14 protein-coding genes are annotated in these 17,392 nt (G+C 71.0%); 13 read left to right on the top strand and 1 reads right to left on the bottom strand.

What is annotated here, in order from left to right:
• Positions 1-165 precede the first annotated feature (165 nt).
• From AB0761_RS13910 to AB0761_RS13885, 6 genes are all read left to right on the top strand, one after another.
• The gene (locus AB0761_RS13910) at positions 166-1,161 is read left to right on the top strand and encodes an ABC transporter permease (protein ID WP_377269296.1); all 996 of its coding nucleotides are present in this window, start codon (positions 166-168) and stop codon (positions 1,159-1,161) included.
• 129 nt (positions 1,162-1,290) lie between these two features.
• A complete protein-coding gene (locus tag AB0761_RS13905) occupies positions 1,291-3,057 on the top strand; it encodes an ABC transporter substrate-binding protein (protein ID WP_377269295.1) in 1,767 nt (588 codons plus the stop codon).
• 111 nt (positions 3,058-3,168) lie between these two features.
• Complete coding sequence (locus tag AB0761_RS13900) at positions 3,169-4,170, top strand: ABC transporter permease (RefSeq protein ID WP_377269294.1); 1,002 nt, start codon at positions 3,169-3,171, stop codon at positions 4,168-4,170.
• A complete protein-coding gene (locus AB0761_RS13895) occupies positions 4,167-5,300 on the top strand; it encodes an ABC transporter ATP-binding protein (protein ID WP_377269293.1) in 1,134 nt (377 codons plus the stop codon). The genes AB0761_RS13900 and AB0761_RS13895 overlap by 4 nt, the downstream gene beginning before the upstream one ends.
• A gap of 54 nt (positions 5,301-5,354) precedes the next feature.
• Complete coding sequence (locus AB0761_RS13890; RefSeq protein ID WP_377269292.1) at positions 5,355-6,413, top strand: ABC transporter ATP-binding protein; 1,059 nt, start codon at positions 5,355-5,357, stop codon at positions 6,411-6,413.
• A gap of 151 nt (positions 6,414-6,564) precedes the next feature.
• Positions 6,565-7,224, top strand: a complete 660-nt coding sequence (locus AB0761_RS13885) for a trimeric intracellular cation channel family protein (RefSeq protein WP_377269291.1) — start codon at positions 6,565-6,567, stop codon at positions 7,222-7,224.
• Here the strand turns inward: AB0761_RS13885 and AB0761_RS13880 are convergent.
• Positions 7,160-7,996 (bottom strand): IclR family transcriptional regulator, encoded by an 837-nt coding sequence (locus AB0761_RS13880; RefSeq protein WP_377269290.1) that lies wholly within the window; start codon positions 7,994-7,996, stop codon positions 7,160-7,162. The two genes, AB0761_RS13885 and AB0761_RS13880, sit on opposite strands and share 65 nt — an antisense overlap.
• A gap of 115 nt (positions 7,997-8,111) precedes the next feature.
• Here AB0761_RS13880 and AB0761_RS13875 point away from each other — a divergent pair, with 115 nt between their 5' ends.
• The 7 genes from AB0761_RS13875 to AB0761_RS13845 all read left to right on the top strand — a co-directional run bounded on the left by AB0761_RS13875 (position 8,112) and on the right by AB0761_RS13845 (position 17,308).
• Positions 8,112-9,299 carry a cysteine desulfurase family protein gene (locus AB0761_RS13875; RefSeq protein WP_377269289.1) on the top strand — a complete coding sequence of 396 codons (1,188 nt, stop codon included), beginning with the start codon at positions 8,112-8,114 and terminating at the stop codon, positions 9,297-9,299.
• A 26-nt stretch (positions 9,300-9,325) separates the two neighbouring features.
• Complete coding sequence (mnmA, locus tag AB0761_RS13870; RefSeq protein ID WP_377269288.1) at positions 9,326-10,456, top strand: tRNA 2-thiouridine(34) synthase MnmA; 1,131 nt, start codon at positions 9,326-9,328, stop codon at positions 10,454-10,456.
• Between the two features lie 126 nt (positions 10,457-10,582).
• Positions 10,583-11,128 (top strand): TIGR00730 family Rossman fold protein, encoded by a 546-nt coding sequence (locus AB0761_RS13865; RefSeq protein ID WP_377269287.1) that lies wholly within the window; start codon positions 10,583-10,585, stop codon positions 11,126-11,128.
• Positions 11,129-11,150: 22 nt separating this feature from the next.
• On the top strand, positions 11,151-11,840 hold the full coding sequence (locus AB0761_RS13860) for an SDR family oxidoreductase (RefSeq protein WP_377269286.1): 690 nt from the start codon (positions 11,151-11,153) through the stop codon (positions 11,838-11,840).
• Between the two features lie 114 nt (positions 11,841-11,954).
• Complete coding sequence (locus AB0761_RS13855) at positions 11,955-12,965, top strand: methionine synthase (protein ID WP_377269285.1); 1,011 nt, start codon at positions 11,955-11,957, stop codon at positions 12,963-12,965.
• Positions 12,966-12,990: 25 nt separating this feature from the next.
• A complete protein-coding gene (gene ligA / locus AB0761_RS13850; RefSeq protein ID WP_377269284.1) occupies positions 12,991-15,219 on the top strand; it encodes an NAD-dependent DNA ligase LigA in 2,229 nt (742 codons plus the stop codon).
• 355 nt (positions 15,220-15,574) lie between these two features.
• Entirely contained in the window at positions 15,575-17,308 is a 1,734-nt protein-coding gene (locus AB0761_RS13845; protein ID WP_377269283.1) for a putative bifunctional diguanylate cyclase/phosphodiesterase, read from the top strand.
• The last annotated feature ends 84 nt before the right edge of the window (positions 17,309-17,392 follow it).

Here is a 17,392-nt window from a genome sequence, read left to right as displayed (position 1 = left end):
CCGCAACGTCCGACGCTCCATCCGCAACGCCGCACCACTGCACCCAGGCACCATCCGTGAACTGCGACCGCTTCGCGCCGCCGCTCCCGTCATCACCGGGTCCGGCAGGCAGGGCGGTCTGGGCACCGCGTGCCGGTCACCGCCGGCTAGGGGGTCTCTACCAACATGACTGCTCCACTGCACGACAGCGGAACCGCGACACTTGCGGTTCCCGAGCAACTGCCTGAGGTGCAGGGAAAGAAGATCCAGGGCCGATCGCCCGGGCGCATCGCATGGGACCGCCTCAAGCGCGACAAGGTTGCCCTCACGGGCGGCATCGTGGTCGTGGTGCTGATCATGGTTGCGGTGCTCGCGCCGGTGATCACCCACATCTTCGGGTATCCCGTGGACCTCCCGCACAGCGACCAGATCGACCCCAACCTGGGAACGCCCAAGGGCGCGTTCGGCGGAATGAGCAGCAAGTTCCTGCTGGGCGTCGACCCGACGTTCGGCCGGGACGTGTTCAGCCGCATCGTGTACGGCGCCCGGGTGTCGTTGCTGGTCGCCTTCCTCGCCGCCGGCGTCTCCGTGGTCATCGGTGTCGCGATGGGCCTTGCCGCCGGCTACTTCGGCGGCTGGGTCGACGCGGTGATCAGCCGTGTGATGGATGTGCTGCTCGCCTTCCCGCAGCTGCTCTTCAGCATCGCGCTGGTCTCCGTCCTGCCCGACAAGGTGCTCGGCCTCAGTGGCAGCGGAGTCCGCATCGGGGTGCTGGTGACGGTCATCGGCTTCTTCGGCTGGCCGTACATCGGACGTATCGTCCGCGGCCAGACCCTCTCGCTGCGCGAGCGGGAGTTCGTGGACGCGGCCAAGAGCATAGGGGCAGGCCCCGGCCACATCCTCGCCAAGGAGCTCTTCCCCAACCTGGTGGCCCCGGTGCTGGTCTATGCCACGCTGATCATCCCCACCAACATCCTCAGCGAAGCCGCCCTCAGCTTCCTCGGCGTCGGGGTGAAGCCGCCGACGCCGTCCTGGGGGCAGATGCTCTCGGACGCGGTGAGCACGTACCAGGTCGACCCGACCTACATGGTGGTTCCGGGTCTCGCCATTTTCGTGACCGTCCTTGCCTTCAATCTCTTCGGCGACGGTCTGCGCGACGCGCTCGATCCCAAGGGGAACTGAAACCGACCGGCCCCCGCCGGTCACCGACCCGCCGGACAGCACCCCACTCGGTGGAGAGCAGTCGGCTCCTCATATGGCAGTCAGGTCCCGGGCCGAAAGGGCCTGGAATTCTCGGAGGTTGACACCACAGTGATCTATCGTAAGAAGGTTCTGGCCGCCGCGGCCGTCGCCGCAGCCCTGACCCTCACCGCCGCGTGCGGCGGCTCGAAGGGCGGTGGCTCCGGCTCCTCGTCCTCCGCCAAGGGCGCGGGCTTCAACGCCGCTGTCGCCAAGGCGGTGAACGTCTCGGACAAGAAGGGCGGCACGCTCAACCTCTGGTCGAGCCAGGACGCCGACTCATGGGACCCGGCGCGCGGCTACTACGCGTTCGTCTGGGACATGCAGCGCCTGTACACCCGCACCCTGATCGCCTACCCGAGCGACCCGGGCTCGGCGGGCCTCCAGCTGAAGCCCGACCTGGCGCAGGCCATGCCGACGATCAGCTCGGACGGCAAGACCTACACCTTCAAGCTGAAGAGCGGCGTCAAGTTCGACGACGGCACCGCGATCACCTCGAAGGACATCAAGTACGGCATCGAGCGCGTCTTCGCCCAGGACGTCCTGCCCGGCGGCCCGGTCTACCTGATCTCCGCGCTGGACCAGGGCCAGAAGTACCCCGGCCCGTACAAGGACACGGACAAGGACAAGCTCGGTCTGAAGTCCGTCGAGACGCCGGACGACTCGACCATCGTCTTCCACCTGGCCGCGCCGTCCTCGGACTTCATCTACTACCTGGCGATGGGCGGTGCCGCCCCGGTCCAGCAGTCCAAGGACACCGGCGCGAAGTACGGCAGCATGCCGCAGTCGAGCGGACCGTACAAGATCGCCTCGTACCAGCCGAACAAGTCCGTGGCCTTCGTCCGGAACCCCAACTGGGACCAGTCGACCGACACGATCCGCAAGGCTCTGCCGGACAAGATCAACGTCACCATCACCACCAACCCGGACGACCTCGACAACCGGCTGCTGACCGGCACCGCGGACCTCGACATCGGCCAGGTCGGCGTCCAGCAGGCCGCCCAGGCGAAGGTGCTCACCCAGCCTGACCTCAAGGCCAACACGGACGACCCGCCGAACGGCTTCATCCGCTACATCTCGATGCAGACCAAGGTCAAGCCGTTCGACAACATCCACTGCCGCAAGGCTGTGGAGTACGCGGCCAACACCACGGACCTGCAGACCGCCCGTGGCGGCCCGACCGCAGGTGCGCTGGCGACCAACATGCTGCCGCCGAACATCCTGGGCCACGACAACTACGACCCGTACCAGCTGGCCGACGGCAAGCCGGACCTCACCAAGGCGAAGCAGGAGCTGGCCGAGTGCGGCAAGCCCAACGGCTTCAGCACGGTGATCGCGGCGCGTAACAACAAGCCCAAGGAGGTCAAGACCGCCGAGGCGCTGCAGGCGGCCCTGAAGGCCGTGGGCATCACCGCGTCGATCGACCAGTACGACGGTGCGCAGTCGTCGTCCGTCATGGGTGCGCCGGCGAACGTGCACAAGAAGGGCTACGGCCTCAACGTGTTCGGCTGGGGCGCCGACTTCCCGACCGCCTCGGGCTTCCTCGGTGTGCTGGTGGACGGCCGCCAGATCCTGCCGGCCGGCAACAACAACTACACCGAGGTCAACGACCCGCAGATCAACGGTCTGATCGACGACGCGCAGAAGCAGACCGACCCCAACGCCGTCGCCGCCGACTACACCAAGATCAACCACATGGTCATGGACCAGGCACTCTACCTGCCCGTGGTCTACGACCAGGCGCTCAACTACCGGAACCCCCGACTGACCAACGTCTACATCCACCAGGCGTTCGGCATGGTCGACTTCCAGGCCCTCGGCGTCTCCGACGGCAAGTAACGCCGTCCCACCTGTAAGCCACGCTAGACCGAAGGGCAGGTGAAGGCCGGCCGGGACCGGCTGCCGCAACCCCACAGGGTGCGGCAGCCGGCCACCGGCCGGCCGAGCGCAGTGCTCGTTTACATCTTCAGGCGGCTCGTCAACGTCGTCGTGATGCTGCTGGTCACTTCGATGGTGACCTTTGGCATCTTCTTCATGGTGCCGAAGCTCTCGGGCAGCGACCCTGTCCTGCGGTACGTCGGCAAGAACGCCAACCCCGTGGCCATCCAGGGGCTGCGCGTCAAGTTCGGCTTCGACAAGCCGATCTACGAGCAGTACGGCATGTTCGTCAAGGGCGTGGTCGCCGGTCGCGACTACAACAACGGCCCCGACGTCAGCCACTGCCCTGCGCCGTGCTTCGGATACTCGATCCAGAACGAGCAGCCTGTCTGGCCGACGCTGGTCGACGCCGTCCCGGTGACCGCCTCGCTGGCGGCCGGTGCTTCGGTGCTCTGGCTGGTCGGCGGCGTGGCCACCGGTGTGCTCTCCGCACTCCGCAGACGCACCCTGACCGACCGGATCACGATGGTCACTGCGCTGGCCGGCGTCTCACTACCCATTTACTTCACCGGACTGATCTCGTCGGCGGTGGTGATCTACAGCCTGGGATGGCTGCCACCGAGCAACTATGTGAATTTCACCGACGATCCGATCTCCTGGGCGCAGAACCTGATCCTGCCCTGGATCACCCTGGCCTTCCTCTACGCGGCCACCTATGCGCGCCTCACCCGGGCCACCATGCTGGAGGTCATGGGGGAGGACTACATCCGCACCGCCCGGGCCAAGGGGCTGCGGGAGCGCGTCGTGATCGGCAAGCACGCCATGCGCTCCACCCTGACGCCCATCCTTACCGTCTTCGGTCTCGACCTGGGCGGACTCATCGGCGGCGCCATCCTCACCGAGAACGTCTTCAACCTGAAGGGCCTCGGCTTCGAGGCGCTCCAGGGGATCAAGAGCAACGACCTGCCCATGATCATGGGCGTCACCTTGTTCGCCGCGTTCTTCATCGTGATGGCCAACCTGATCGTCGACCTGCTCTACGCGGTCGTGGACCCCCGAGTGAGGCTCGGATGACATTCCGCAAGACCACCTCGTCCGAGGCACCCTCCGACATCGAGGACGCGCCCGCCGCCACCCTGGTGCCGGAGCGCCGGAGCGACGCGCCGGACTCGTTCCTGGCCGTCCGCGACCTCAAGGTGCACTTCCCCACCGACGACGGCCTCGTCAAGTCGGTGGACGGGCTCAACTTCACCCTGGAGAAGGGCAAGACCCTCGGCATCGTGGGCGAGTCCGGCTCCGGGAAGTCGGTCACCTCCCTCTCCATCCTCGGTCTGCACCGCGCCGCCACCAAGACCCGCGGCGCGCGGATGAGCGGTGAGATCTGGCTGGACGGCGAGGAGCTGATCTCCGCCGACCCCGAGCGGGTGCGTCAGCTCCGCGGCCAGAAGATGGCGATGATCTTCCAGGACCCGCTGACCGCGATGCACCCCTTCTACACGGTGGGCGCGCAGATCATCGAGGCCCACCGGGTGCACAACCCCAAGGTGAGCAAGAAGGCGGCGCGCGAGCACGCCATCGAGATGCTCCGCCGCGTCGGCATCCCGCAGCCCAACCGCCGGGTGGACGACTACCCCCACCAGTTCTCGGGCGGTATGCGGCAGCGAGCGATGATCGCCATGGCGCTCTCCAACGACCCGTCGCTGCTGATCGCCGACGAGCCGACCACCGCGCTGGACGTCACCGTGCAGGCGCAGATCCTGGACCTCATCCGGGACCTGCAGGACGAGTTCGGCTCCGCGGTCATCATCATCACCCACGACCTGGGCGTGGTGGCCGAGCTGGCCGACGACATCCTGGTGATGTACGGCGGCAAGTGCGTGGAGAAGGGCCCGTCGGCCGACATCTTCGAGCGCCCCGAGCACCCGTACACCTGGGGTCTGCTGGGCTCCATGCCCCGCCTCGACCGCGAGCTCCAGGACCGCCTGGTGCCCGTCAAGGGCTCCCCGCCCAGCCTGATCAACGTGCCGGACGGCTGCGCCTTCCACCCGCGCTGCCCCTACGCGGACCGCACCGAGGGCCGCTCCAGCACCGAGGTGCCCCGGCTCATCCAGGTCGGCGACGGCGGTCGGCACCAGGCCGCCTGCCACATGCCCGCGGAACTGCGGCACCGCATCTTCACCGAGGAGGTCGCGCCGCGGCTGTGAGCCGCGGCGCGACCCCCCGGGAACAAGCACGACGTCGAGGAGACGAGACCGATCATGACGGACAGCGAGACGGCGGCGGTGATCCCGGCCGCGCGGCGGAGCGGTGAGCCGCTGCTCAAGGTGACCGGACTGACCAAGCACTTCCCCATCCACAAGGGGCTGCTGCGCCGTCAGGTCGGCGCGGTGCAGGCGGTCGACGGCGTCGACTTCTCGGTCGCGCCCGGTGAGACCCTGGGCGTGGTCGGTGAATCCGGCTGCGGCAAGTCGACCACCGGCCGGCTGGTCACCCGCCTCATGGAACCGACCAGCGGGACCATCGAGTTCGAGGGCGTGGACATCACGCACCTGTCCACCGGGAAGATGCGGCCGCTGCGCCGCGACATCCAGATGATCTTCCAGGACCCGTACTCGTCGCTCAACCCGCGGCACACCATCGGCACCATCGTGGGCGCCCCGTTCCGGCTGCAGAACGTGAAGACCGAGGGCGGCGTGAAGAAGGCCGTCCAGGAGCTCCTGGAGCTCTGCGGTCTCAGCCCGGAGCACTACAACCGCTATCCGCACGAGTTCTCCGGCGGCCAGCGGCAGCGTATCGGCATTGCGCGTGCGCTGGCCCTCAAGCCCAAGATGGTCATCGCGGACGAGCCGGTCTCGGCCCTCGACGTCTCCATCCAGGCCCAGGTGGTCAACCTGCTGGACGACCTCCAGCAGGAGCTCGGCCTCACCTACATGATCATCGCGCATGACCTCTCGGTGGTCCGGCACGTCTCCGACCGGGTCGCCGTGATGTACCTGGGCAAGATCGTGGAGCTGGCGGACCGGGACGACCTCTACGCCCGGCCGATGCACCCGTACACCAATGCGCTGATGTCGGCGGTGCCGGTGCCGGACCCCCGCCGCAAGGGCAGGCGGGAGCGCATCCTGCTGACCGGTGACGTCCCGTCGCCGATCAACCCGCCCAGCGGCTGCCGGTTCCGCACCCGGTGCTGGAAGGCGCAGGAGAAGTGCGCCACCGACGAGCCGCCGCTGGTCGCCCTGGCCACCGGCCACCAGGTGGCCTGCCACTTCCCGGAGAACGCCCCCAGCGCCGAGGCGGAGCAGAAGACCACCGTCTGACGCCGCCGACCCGCAGCCCCGCAGGGGCGCGGGGAACCGCGCGACCAGCCCTGCACCCCCGTCGTGGGCTGGTCGCGCCGTTCCCCGCGCCCCTGCGGGCGTGGTGGAGCCAGGGGCTCCGCGGCGGTCGGCACCCGGTACAACTGTGCGGGTGACCTCGCAGCTCTTCACCCACGATGTCCAGCACACCCTGGACATCGCCGGCATCTTCGTCTTCGCCCTCTCCGGCGGACTGCTGGCGGTCCGTAAGAACCTCGACATCTTCGGCATCGCCATGCTCGCGGAGGTCACCGCCCTGGGCGGCGGTGTGCTGCGCGACCTTGTCATCGGTGCGGTGCCGCCGGCCGCCTTCACCGACACCGGCTACTTCTTCACCCCGCTGGCCGCCGCCGTGGTGGTCTTCTTCCTCCACCCCGAGGTCGAGCGGATCAACTGGACCGTGCAGTCGCTGGACGCCCTCGGCCTCGGCCTGTTCGCCGTCACCGGCACCGCCAAGGCCCATGACTACGGCCTGGGCGCGGTCGCCTCCGTGGCGCTGGGCGTCGCCACCGCGGTCGGCGGCGGTGTCATCCGCGACGTCCTGGCCAATGAGGTCCCCTCGTTGCTGCGCTGGGACCGGGAGATCTACGCGGTGCCCGCGCTGGCGGCAGCCGTTCTGGTGGCGGTGCTGATCGCCGCCCATGCACTCGGCCCGGCCACCGGCACCGCCGCGGCCCTGGTCGCCTTCGTGCTGCGGATGCTGGCCCTCAGATACGGCTGGCGCGCGCCGCGGGCCTGGCACCGCATCGGCTCTCGCACCAGCGAAGAGTAGGCTGCCCGCCGTACGCGAGCGAGATCGCCTCCACCGTGCAGAGCAACTCCGGCAGCAGCTCCGCCAGCACTGTCGGCAGTTCGCCCGGGCCCGGCACCGGCCCGGCCGGGGCGGAGATCGAGCAGGCCGCGATGGTCCGGCCGGCCACCCCGCGGATCGGCGCCGCCACGGCGTTCACCCGCTCGTCCACCTCGCCGAGGTCCTGCGCCCAGCCGCGCTCCCGCACCTGGTCCAGCTCGGCCAGATACTCCTCGGCGGAGCGGACGGAACGCGCGGTGTGCGCCGGGAAGTCCAGCGCGGCGACCCGCTCGCGGCGCTGCTCGTCGGGCAGTTCGGCGAGCAGCACCTTGGCCGCCGCCGAGGCGGTCGGTGCGGCGGGGCGGCCGATCCGGGAGGCGCCGCCCAGCCAGCAGTGCGGCGGTACGGGGTAGCGGCTCTCCACCTTGTCGACATGGATCACCTCCTCGTCCTCCAGCACCGCGAGATGGACGGTGTGGCCGTAGCGCTCATTGAGGGCGACCAGGTACGGCGAGGCCACCCGGCGTACGTCGAACCCCTCCAGGGCGAGCTGGCCCAGCGAGAAGAGCCTGCCGCCAAGCCGGTAGCGGTGGTCGTCCTGGCGGTGGACGAAGCCGTGCTCCTCCAGGGTGTGCAGCAGCCGCATGGCGGTCGACTTGTGCACCCCCAGCCGGTTGGCCGCCTGCTCCAGCGAGGCCGGGCCGTCTGCGAGCGAGGCCAGCACGGTCAGCGCACGGTCCACGGACTGCGACATGAAGCCCCCCTCTGCCCCTCACCGCGGATGCCGGTGTGGGTGAGCACGCTAGCCTCGCGTTGCGCAGGGCGCAACGGTCACCCGCGCCCGGGGCGGACCGTAGTATTGATGCGCCATGCCCTATCTTGATCACGCCGCGACAACCCCGATGCTCCCCGAGGCGATCCACGCCATGACGGCACACCTCGGCAGCACCGGCAACGCCTCGTCCCTGCACGCGGCAGGACGGCGCGCACGACGCGTCGTCGAGGAGTCCCGGGAGACGCTGGCGCGGGCGCTCGGCGCCAGACCCGGCGAGATCGTGCTCACCGGCGGCGGCACGGAGTCCGACAACCTGGCGGTCAAGGGCCTCTACTGGGCCCGGCGGGACGCCGACCCGGCCAGGGTCCGGGTGCTGTGCAGCCCCGTGGAGCACCATGCCGTACTGGACGCGGTGCACTGGCTGGGCGACCATGAGGGCGCCGAGGTGGAGTTCCTGCCCGTGGACGCGGTCGGCAGGGTCCATCCCGAGGCGCTGCGCCGGGCCATCGAGGGCGGCAGCGGACCGCAGACGGTCGCACTGGTCACCGTGATGTGGGCCAACAACGAGATCGGCACCCTCCAGCCGGTCGCCGAACTCGCCGCGGTGGCCCATGAGTTCGGCATCCCGATCCACTCCGACGCGGTCCAGGCACTGGGACAGGTCCCGGTCTCCTTCGCCGACTCGGGCCTGGACGCGATGACCGTCACCGGGCACAAGATCGGCGGACCCTACGGGGTGGGCGCGCTGGTGCTGGCGCGCACCTTCACCCCCGTACCGGTGCTGCACGGCGGAGGCCAGGAGCGGGACGTCCGCTCCGGGACCCTGGACGTCCCCGCCGCCGCAGGGTTCGCCGAGGCCGCCAGGATCGCGGTGGAGCGGCAGGCCGAGCACGCCAAGGCGATGACCGTGCTCCGCGACGAGCTGGTCGCGGCGGTACGGGCGGCCGTCCCCGACGCGGTGCTCAACGGCGACCCCGACCCGAACGGCAGGCTCGCCGCCAACGCGCACTTCTCCTTCCCCGGCTGCGAGGGCGACGCGCTGCTGATGCTGCTGGACGCCCGCGGCATCGAGTGCTCCACCGGCTCGGCCTGCTCCGCCGGAGTGCCGCAGCCCAGCCATGTGCTGCTGGCCACCGGAGCGGACGCGGACACCGCCCGTGCCTCGCTGCGCTTCTCACTCGGCCACACCAGCACCGCGGAGGACGTCGCCGCACTGGCCGAGGCCATCGGCCCGGTCGTCGAGCGCGCCCGCGGTGCCTGGATCGCCTCGGCACGGCGCTGACCGGGCCGCGTACTCTGGGGCACATCATGAGTGACTTCCCTGCCGCGGTGAGCGGCCGTCGGCTGCGCATCCTGGCCGCGATGTCCGGCGGCGTGGACTCGGCGGTCGCCGCGGCCCGTGCGGCCGAGGCCGGGCACGAGGTGACCGGCGTCCATCTGGCGCTCTCCGCCAACCCGCAGTCCTTCCGCACCGGCGCCCGCGGCTGCTGCACCCTGGAGGACTCCCGGGACGCCCGCCGGGCCGCCGATGTGATCGGCATCCCCTTCTATGTGTGGGATCTGGCCGACCGGTTCCGCGAGGACGTGGTGGACGACTTCGTCGCCGAGTACGCGGCCGGCCGTACCCCCAACCCCTGCCTGCGCTGCAATGAGAAGATCAAGTTCGCGGCGCTGCTGGACAAGGCGCTGGCCCTCGGCTTCGACGCGGTCTGCACCGGCCACTACGCCCGGATCACGGACGGACCCGGCGGCCGTGAGCTGCACCGTGCCGTGGACACCGCCAAGGACCAGTCCTATGTGCTCGGCGTGCTCGACGCCGACCAGCTGGCCCATGCGTTCTTTCCGCTGGGGGACACCCCCAAGGAGCTGATCCGCGAGGAGGCCGAGCGCCGGGACCTGGCGGTCGCCCGCAAGCCCGACAGCCACGACATCTGCTTCATCGCCGACGGCGACACCCAGGGTTTCCTGGCCCGGCGTCTGGGCACCGCGGCCGGTGACATCGTGGAGGTGGACGGCACCAAGGTCGGCGAGCACAACGGCGCGTACGGGTTCACCGTCGGCCAGCGCAAGGGCCTCCGGCTCGGCCGCCCCGCGCCGGACGGCAAGCCCCGCTATGTGCTGGACATCTCCCCGGTCGACAACCGGGTCACCGTGGGCCCCGCCGAGGCGCTGGACGTGGTGGCCCTCACCGCCATCCGCCCCCGCTGGTGCGGGCCCGCGCCGGCCGGCCCGGGGGAGTACACCGCCCAGCTGCGTGCCCATGGGGCCGAGGTCCCGGTGACCGCGGAGACCGTCGACGGCGGACTGCGGGTCCGCCTGGCCGAGCCCGCCCGGGGCATCGCCCCCGGCCAGGCCGTGGTGCTCTACCAGGGCACCCGGGTGGTGGGCTCCGCCACCATCGCCACCACCACCGCGGCGTCCGACCCGGCACGGGCCTGAGGCTGCGCGGGCCGGTCCGCGCGACAGGGGCCGCGCTGTGCGTCCCCGAAGACTCTGTACGCGAGAAGACTCTGTATACGAAGTGACTGGTCCGAACGGGCGACGGCGTGATACCTGTTTCCCATCATGGATATCTGCGTCTTCTGCTCCGCGTACTCTCTCGACGACCGCTACACCGTTCCGGCGAAGGAGTTCGCCACCCTGCTGGGGGAGCGCGGCCACACCCTGGTGTGGGGTGGTTCCGACGCCGGGCTGATGGGTGTGCTCGCCGACAACGTCAAGGCCGCCGGCGGCCGGCTGGTGGGCATTCTGGTGGAGCTGCTGGCCCACAAGGCGTACCGCGGCGCCGACGAGCTGGTGATGACCGCCGACCTGGCCGCGCGCAAGGCGGCCCTGCTGGAGCGGGCCGACGCCGTCGTGGTGCTGGTGGGCGGGCTGGGCACCCTGGACGAGCTCACCGAGGTGCTGGAGCTCAAGAAGCACGGCCTGCACAGCAAGCCGATCGTGGTCCTGGACAGCGAGGGGTTCTACGACGGGCTGCGCAGCCAGCTGACCCGCATGGAGGCCGAGGGCTTCCTGCCCCGCCCGCTGGACGAGCTGGTCTTCTTCGCCCAGGACGCCGACTCCGCCCTGGCCTACCTGGAGACCGCCGGCGAGGCCTCGGCTGCCTGACCCGCGTGATAGGAATCGGATCATGGGTGCACATCTGATCACAGGGGCCGGATCCGGTATCGGCGCGGCGGTGGCCGAACGGCTGACCGCGCGGGGCGAGCAGCTGTGGCTGACGGCCAGGGACGCCGGGCGGGCCAAGGAACTGCGGGAGCGGTTCCCCGGCAGCCGTACGCTGGTCGGCGACCTGGCCGAGCCGGAGCGGCTCTCCTGGGCGTTCGGGCACCAGGAGCTCCCGGTGGAGCTGGACTCGCTGCTGCACATCGCCGGTGTGGTCGAGCTGGGGCCCGTGGGGGATCTGACGGTCAAGGTCTGGCAGCACACACTGGCGGTCAACACCGTGGCCCCCGCGGAGCTCACCCGGCTGCTGCTGCCCTCCCTGCGCGCGGCCAGGGGCCATGTGGTCTTTGTGAACTCCGGCGCCGGCCTGCGTGCCAACGGCGACTGGAGCGCCTACGCCGCGAGCAAGTTCGGGCTGCGTGCCCTCGCCGACTCGCTCCGCGAGGAGGAGCACGGCAACGGGGTGCGGGTCACCACCGTCTACCCCGGCCGCACCGCCACGCCCATGCAGCAGAAGGTGCACGCCCAGGAGGGCCGGGACTACGACCCCGGCGCCTGGATCGACCCCGAGTCGGTGGCCACCGCCGTCGTCACGGCGCTGGACCTGCCCCGCGACGCGGAGATCACCGACATCACCGTCCGGCCCGGCCGGTAGCGGACGTCGTCCGGCAGCGGTCCCGGCCCGCAGCGGCCGCCCAGGCCCTGCGGGCTGCGGGGCCGGGGACGGAAGCCGGCGCCGTCCGGGCGGCGCTTCTCGTAACCTTCGGACGTGAACACTGAGCATCCCTTCCCCCAGCTGACCGCCGCCGCGACCGGGGTCGGGTCGATGCCCGGCACCGACGCCCGGGAGGCCGCACGCACCGTCGTCGGCGAGCTGGAGGCGCTGCCGCATCTGCCGGAGCTGCCCGCCAGGGGCCCCGGAGCCGACATGATCGGGCGCAGCGCGGGGCTGCTGGTCGAGCTGTACGCGCAGCTGGAGCCGTCGGGCTGGCGCTTCGCCGACCGGCCGGGGCGCGACACCAGGCGGGCGCACTCCTGGCTGGGCGAGGACCTGGACGCCCTGGAGGAGTTCACCCAGGGCTGGGACGGGCCGCTGAAGGTGCAGGCCGTGGGGCCGTGGACGCTGGCCGCCGCGATCGAGCTCAAGCACGGCGAGAAGGCGCTCGCCGACCCCGGCGCCTGCCGGGACGTCGCCGGGTCGCTGACCGACGGCCTGGTCGCACATCTGGCGGAGGTACGGCGGCGGGTGCCCGGCGCCCAACTGGTGCTGCAGCTCGACGAACCCTCGCTCCCCGCAGTGCTGACCGGACAGGTGCGCACCGCGAGCGGCTTCCAGCGGCTGCGGGCGGTGGACCGGCAGGTCGCCGAGCAGACGCTGCGCGAGGTGATCCGGGCGGTGGACGTGCCGGTGGCGGTGCACTGCTGTGCGCCCGGGGTGCCGATCGGGCTGCTGCGCCGGGCCGGCGCCGTTGCGGTCTCCCTGGACCTGTCGCTGCTGACCGAGCGTGACGACGAGGCGATCGGGGAGGCGGTCGAGGGCGGCACCTCGATCCTCGCCGGAGTCCTGCCTGCCGTGGCTGCCCCATTGTCGGACCCTGCCGGTAGTGTCGCTGTTGTCAGGAGGTTGTGGCGCAGGCTGGGGTTCGACCCCGAGTCGCTGGCCCGCCGAGTCGTGGTGACGCCGAGCTGCGGGCTGGCGGGGGCATCCCCCGCCCAGGCCCGACGAGTGCTGTCACAGAGCGTCATGGCGGCCAGGAGCCTGGCGGACACACCGGAGTAGGCGCATCGAGATCTGGGAGGCTCGCGTGGCCGGTGACGGCAAGGTCGTGGACCTGACGGAGGTGCCCGCGGAGGTCCGTGAGCGGCACTCCGTGCTGGCGCAGGAGATCGAGGAGCACCGCTTCCGGTACTACGTCAAGGACGCCCCCGTCGTCAGCGATGCCGAGTTCGACGCGCTGATGCGGGAGTTGGAGGGACTGGAGGAGCAGTACACCGTGCTGCGCACCCCGGATTCCCCCACCCAGAAGGTCGGCGGCACCTACTCCAACGACTTCGCCGAGGTCGCGCATCTGGAGCGGATGCTCAGCCTGGACAACGCCTTCACCGATGAGGAGCTGGACGCCTGGGGCGAGCGCGTCGCCCGCGAGCTGGGCGGCCAGGAGTACCACTTCCTGTGCGAGCTCAAGGTGGACGGCACCGCGATCAACCTGGTGTACGAGCACGGCCGGCTGGTCCGTGCCGCGACCCGGGGCGACGGACGCACCGGTGAGGATGTCACCGCCAACGTCCGCACCATCGCCGAGATCCCCGACCAGCTCCGCACGGACGGCGGCCACGCCGTGCCCGAGCTGGTGGAGATCCGCGGCGAGATCTACTTCCCCACCGAGGAGTTCGAGCAGCTCAACATCGCCCGGGTCGCCGCCGGCGAGGATCCCTACGCCAACCCGCGCAACTCCGCCTCCGGCTCGCTGCGGCAGAAGGACCCCAGGGTCACCGCCACCCGGCCGCTGCACATGGTGGTGCACGGGATCGGTGCCCGGCGCGGGTTCGACATCGACTGCCAGTCGCACGCCTATGACCTGCTGCGGGCCTGGGGGCTGCCCACCGCCCGGCACAACACGGTGGTGCGCACCCTTGCCGAGGTCAAGGAGTTCATCGCCTACTTCGGCGAGCACCGGCACTCCGTGGAGCACGAGATCGACGGTGTGGTGGTCAAGGTCGACGAGATCCCGTTGCAGGGCCGGCTCGGCGCCACCTCCCGTGCCCCGCGCTGGGCCATCGCCTGGAAGTACCCACCGGAGGAGGTCAACACCAAGCTGCTGGACATCCGGGTCAATGTCGGCCGCACCGGGCGCTGCACCCCGTATGCGGTGATGGAACCTGTGCGGGTGGCCGGGTCCGTGGTGGAGTACGCCACCCTGCACAACCAGGACGTGGTCAAGGCCAAGGGCGTGCTCATCGGTGACACGGTGGTGCTGCGCAAGGCCGGCGACGTCATCCCGGAGATCCTCGGCCCGGTCGTCGACCTCCGGGACGGCACCGAGCGGGAGTTCGTGATGCCCGCCGTCTGCCCGGAGTGCGGCACCGGGCTGCGTCCGATGTCCGAGGGCGACATCGACCTGCGCTGTCCCAACGCCCGCTCCTGCCCGGCCCAGCTGCGCGAGCGGATCTTCTATCTGGCAGGGCGCCGCTGCCTGGACATCGAGGCACTCGGCTATGTCGCGGCCACCGCACTCACCCAGCCGCTGGAGCCTGCGCAGCCGCCGCTCACCGATGAGGGAGACCTCTTCGACCTGACCATCGATCAGCTGCTGCCGATCAGGGTCGTGGTCCGCGACGCCGACACAGGCCTGCCCAAGCGGGACGAGAAGACCGGTGAGGAGAAGGTGGTCGCCTTCTTCGCCAACCTCAAGGGCGAGCCCAAGAAGACCGCCACCGCGCTGCTGGAGAACCTCCAGGCGGTCAGGGAGCGGCCGCTCGCCCGGATCATCGCCGGACTCTCCATCCGCCATGTCGGTCCGGTGGCTGCCCAGGCACTGGCCAGGGAGTTCCGTGACCTGGACCGGATCGCCGCGGCGAGCGAGGCGGAGCTCGCCGCCACCGAGGGCGTCGGGCCGACCATCGCCGCCTCCATCATCCAGTGGTTCGCCGAGGACTGGCACCGCGAGATCATCGAGAAGTGGCGCCGGGCCGGCGTCCGCTTCACCGAGGAGGCAGTCGAAGGGGAGGGCTCGGACCTGCTCGCCGGCCTCACCGTGGTGGTCACCGGCACCCTCGCCTCGCACACCCGCGACGGCGCCAAGGAGGCCCTGGTCTCCCGGGGGGCCAAGGTCACCGGATCGGTCTCCAAGAAGACCGCTTTCGTGGTGGTCGGCGAGAACCCCGGCTCCAAGCACGACAAGGCCGTTCAGCTGGGCCTGCCGGTGCTGGACGACGAAGGGTTCGCGGTGCTGCTGGAGCAGGGGCCGGACGCCGCCCGCGCCCACCTCGGGCTGCCCGCGGCAGACGGCGGCGAGAGCGAGGCGCAGGACTGACTCCAGGTCAGCGCGGCTGCGAGGGGGCAGGGTTGGGGCAGTATGACGCCGTGCGGCTGCGCACGTTCGAATGTCCGAAACCCTGCCCACATCCCGTCCATGGATTTACTCTTGAACGCAGCCTGCCCGTGTAAGCGGGGGCACAGTGGCAATGCCGTCACTGCGCCGGGGGGTACCAGGCGAGGCACCCACCACCCGCGCCGCGGGAGACGCCCAACCGTGCGGGTGGTGCCGAGCTGCGTCACTGCGGACCGAAGGATGTACGGCTTTCGGACCCGCGGTGAGATGTGACGCGGATCGGCAGGCACAGACATGGCAGGGTGGCCCCGCGGGGGCGGCGACGGAGGATCTGCGCATGGAACGGCACTCCACCAGGGACGCATCCCCCCATCCCCCGCAGGGGTTGACGCCTCCGCAGGGACTCACGGGGGCGGCACTGCTGCTCGGTATCGTGCTGGCGGGTGCGGCACCGCTGATCCCGCTGGCCGTGCTGGTGGGACAGCACGAGGCCGAGCTGCTGCCGCTCTTCACGGTGCCGCTGGCGGTGCTGATCGCCGCCTGGCGGATCGCTCGCGACCGCGCCAGGGACCAGCTCACCGACCCGCTCACCGGACTGCCCAACCGCCAGGCCCTGCTGCTGGCCGCCCGCGCCGCCATCGCCCAGGGCAGCAGCGTGCCGGTCACCGAGCCGCTCGGCCGGGTCGGACTGATCCTGCTGGACCTCGACCGCTTCCGGTCGCTCAACGACACCCTGGGCCATGCGGCCGGCGACCGGCTGCTGGTGCAGATCTCCCAGCGGCTGCACGCCGCCCTGCGGGACGGCAGGCTGCTGCCCGGCGGCGCGTCCAGGAACCCCCAGGGCGGCGGCGCGGACGACCCCTTCTCGGTGCTCCCGCCGCCGGTGCAGGGCGGCCGGCGGGCCGTGGTCGCCCGGATGGGCGGCGATGAGTTCGCCGTGCTGCTGCCCGGCGTCGGCTGCCCGGTCACCCTTCAGCGCCTGGCCCGGGCGTTGATCGCCGAGCTGGCCGCCCCCAGCCGGCTGGACGGGCTGCTGCTCGCCGTGGAGGCCAGCGCCGGCGTCTGCATCTTCCCCGACCACGCCGCGGACGCCGAGACCCTGCTGCGCCGTGCGGACGTCGCCATGGGCCATGCCCAGCGCGGCCGCACCGGGGTGGAGGTGTACGACCAGGAACGCGACGCCGACACCCCGATCCGGGTCGGCCTCCTCGGTGATCTGCGCCGCGCCCTGGAGGCCGGCGAGGTCGAGCTGCACTACCAGCCCAAGGTGGCCTTCGACGGCCGGGTCGTCGGCCTGGAGGCACTGCTGCGCTGGGACCGGCCCGGCCGCGGCCGGATAAGCCCCGAGGAGTTCGTGGGGCTCGCCGAGTCCAGCGGTCTGATGCCCCGGCTCACCGACTACGTCCTGGACGCGGCCGTGCACCAGCTCGCGGAGTGGCGCGCCCAGGGACTGGATGTCCAGGTCGCGGTGAATGTCTCGCCCCGCGACGTCCTGACCCCCGGCTTCGCCGCCGGGGTTGCCGACCGGCTGGCCCGCTACGCGGTGCCGCCGCAGGCCCTCCAGTTGGAGATCACCGAGCGGCTGCTGCTGGACGACTCGCGCCGCGCCGCCGACACCCTGGACGAGCTGCGCCGCCACGGGGTCGGGATGTCCCTGGACGACTTCGGTACCGGGCACTCCTCGCTGGTGCGACTGCGCAGCCTGCCGGTGGGGGAGCTGAAGATCGACCGGTCGTTCGTCTCCCGGATGGTGGCCGACGACCACGATGCGGCGGTGGTCCGCTGGTCCGTGCAGCTGGCGCACTCGCTGGGGCTCACGGTGGTCGCCGAGGGCGTGGAGGACGACGAGACCTGGGAGCAGCTGCACGGTATGGGCGTGGACGCGGTCCAGGGCTGGCTGGTCTCCGCCGCCCTGCCCGCGGACCAGGCGTCCGCCTGGCTGCGGGTGCGGCGTACCGCGGTGCCGTCGGCCGAGCGGGTGGTGCGTCCGGCGCTGCCGCCGGCGCGGCCCGGTGCGGCGACCGGTCTGCCCCCGGAGCCGCAGCTGCCGACGGCCGCCCCGCCGACCTGACCCGCCCGCCCGACCTGACCCGCCCGCCCGCCCTGACCACGCCCGCCCGACCTGACCACGCCCGACCTGACCCGCCTGACCGAC

This window comes from Peterkaempfera podocarpi (assembly GCF_042466665.1).
Lineage (GTDB): Bacteria > Actinomycetota > Actinomycetes > Streptomycetales > Streptomycetaceae > Peterkaempfera > Peterkaempfera podocarpi.
This window is presented reverse-complemented; position numbering and strand designations above follow the sequence as displayed.

Bases quoted from the DNA above. Each gene is read 5' to 3' on its own strand.
- AB0761_RS13910 (WP_377269296.1), top strand. From the start codon at position 166: ATGACTGCTCCACTGCACGACAGCGGAACCGCGACACTTGCGGTTCCC.
- AB0761_RS13895 (WP_377269293.1), top strand. From the start codon at position 4,167: ATGACATTCCGCAAGACCACCTCGTCCGAGGCACCCTCCGACATCGAG.
- AB0761_RS13890 (WP_377269292.1), top strand. From the start codon at position 5,355: ATGACGGACAGCGAGACGGCGGCGGTGATCCCGGCCGCGCGGCGGAGC.
- AB0761_RS13880 (WP_377269290.1), bottom strand. From the start codon at position 7,996: ATGTCGCAGTCCGTGGACCGTGCGCTGACCGTGCTGGCCTCGCTCGCA.
- AB0761_RS13875 (WP_377269289.1), top strand. From the start codon at position 8,112: ATGCCCTATCTTGATCACGCCGCGACAACCCCGATGCTCCCCGAGGCG.
- mnmA (WP_377269288.1), top strand. From the start codon at position 9,326: ATGAGTGACTTCCCTGCCGCGGTGAGCGGCCGTCGGCTGCGCATCCTG.
- AB0761_RS13865 (WP_377269287.1), top strand. From the start codon at position 10,583: ATGGATATCTGCGTCTTCTGCTCCGCGTACTCTCTCGACGACCGCTAC.
- AB0761_RS13860 (WP_377269286.1), top strand. From the start codon at position 11,151: ATGGGTGCACATCTGATCACAGGGGCCGGATCCGGTATCGGCGCGGCG.
- AB0761_RS13845 (WP_377269283.1), top strand. From the start codon at position 15,575: ATGGAACGGCACTCCACCAGGGACGCATCCCCCCATCCCCCGCAGGGG.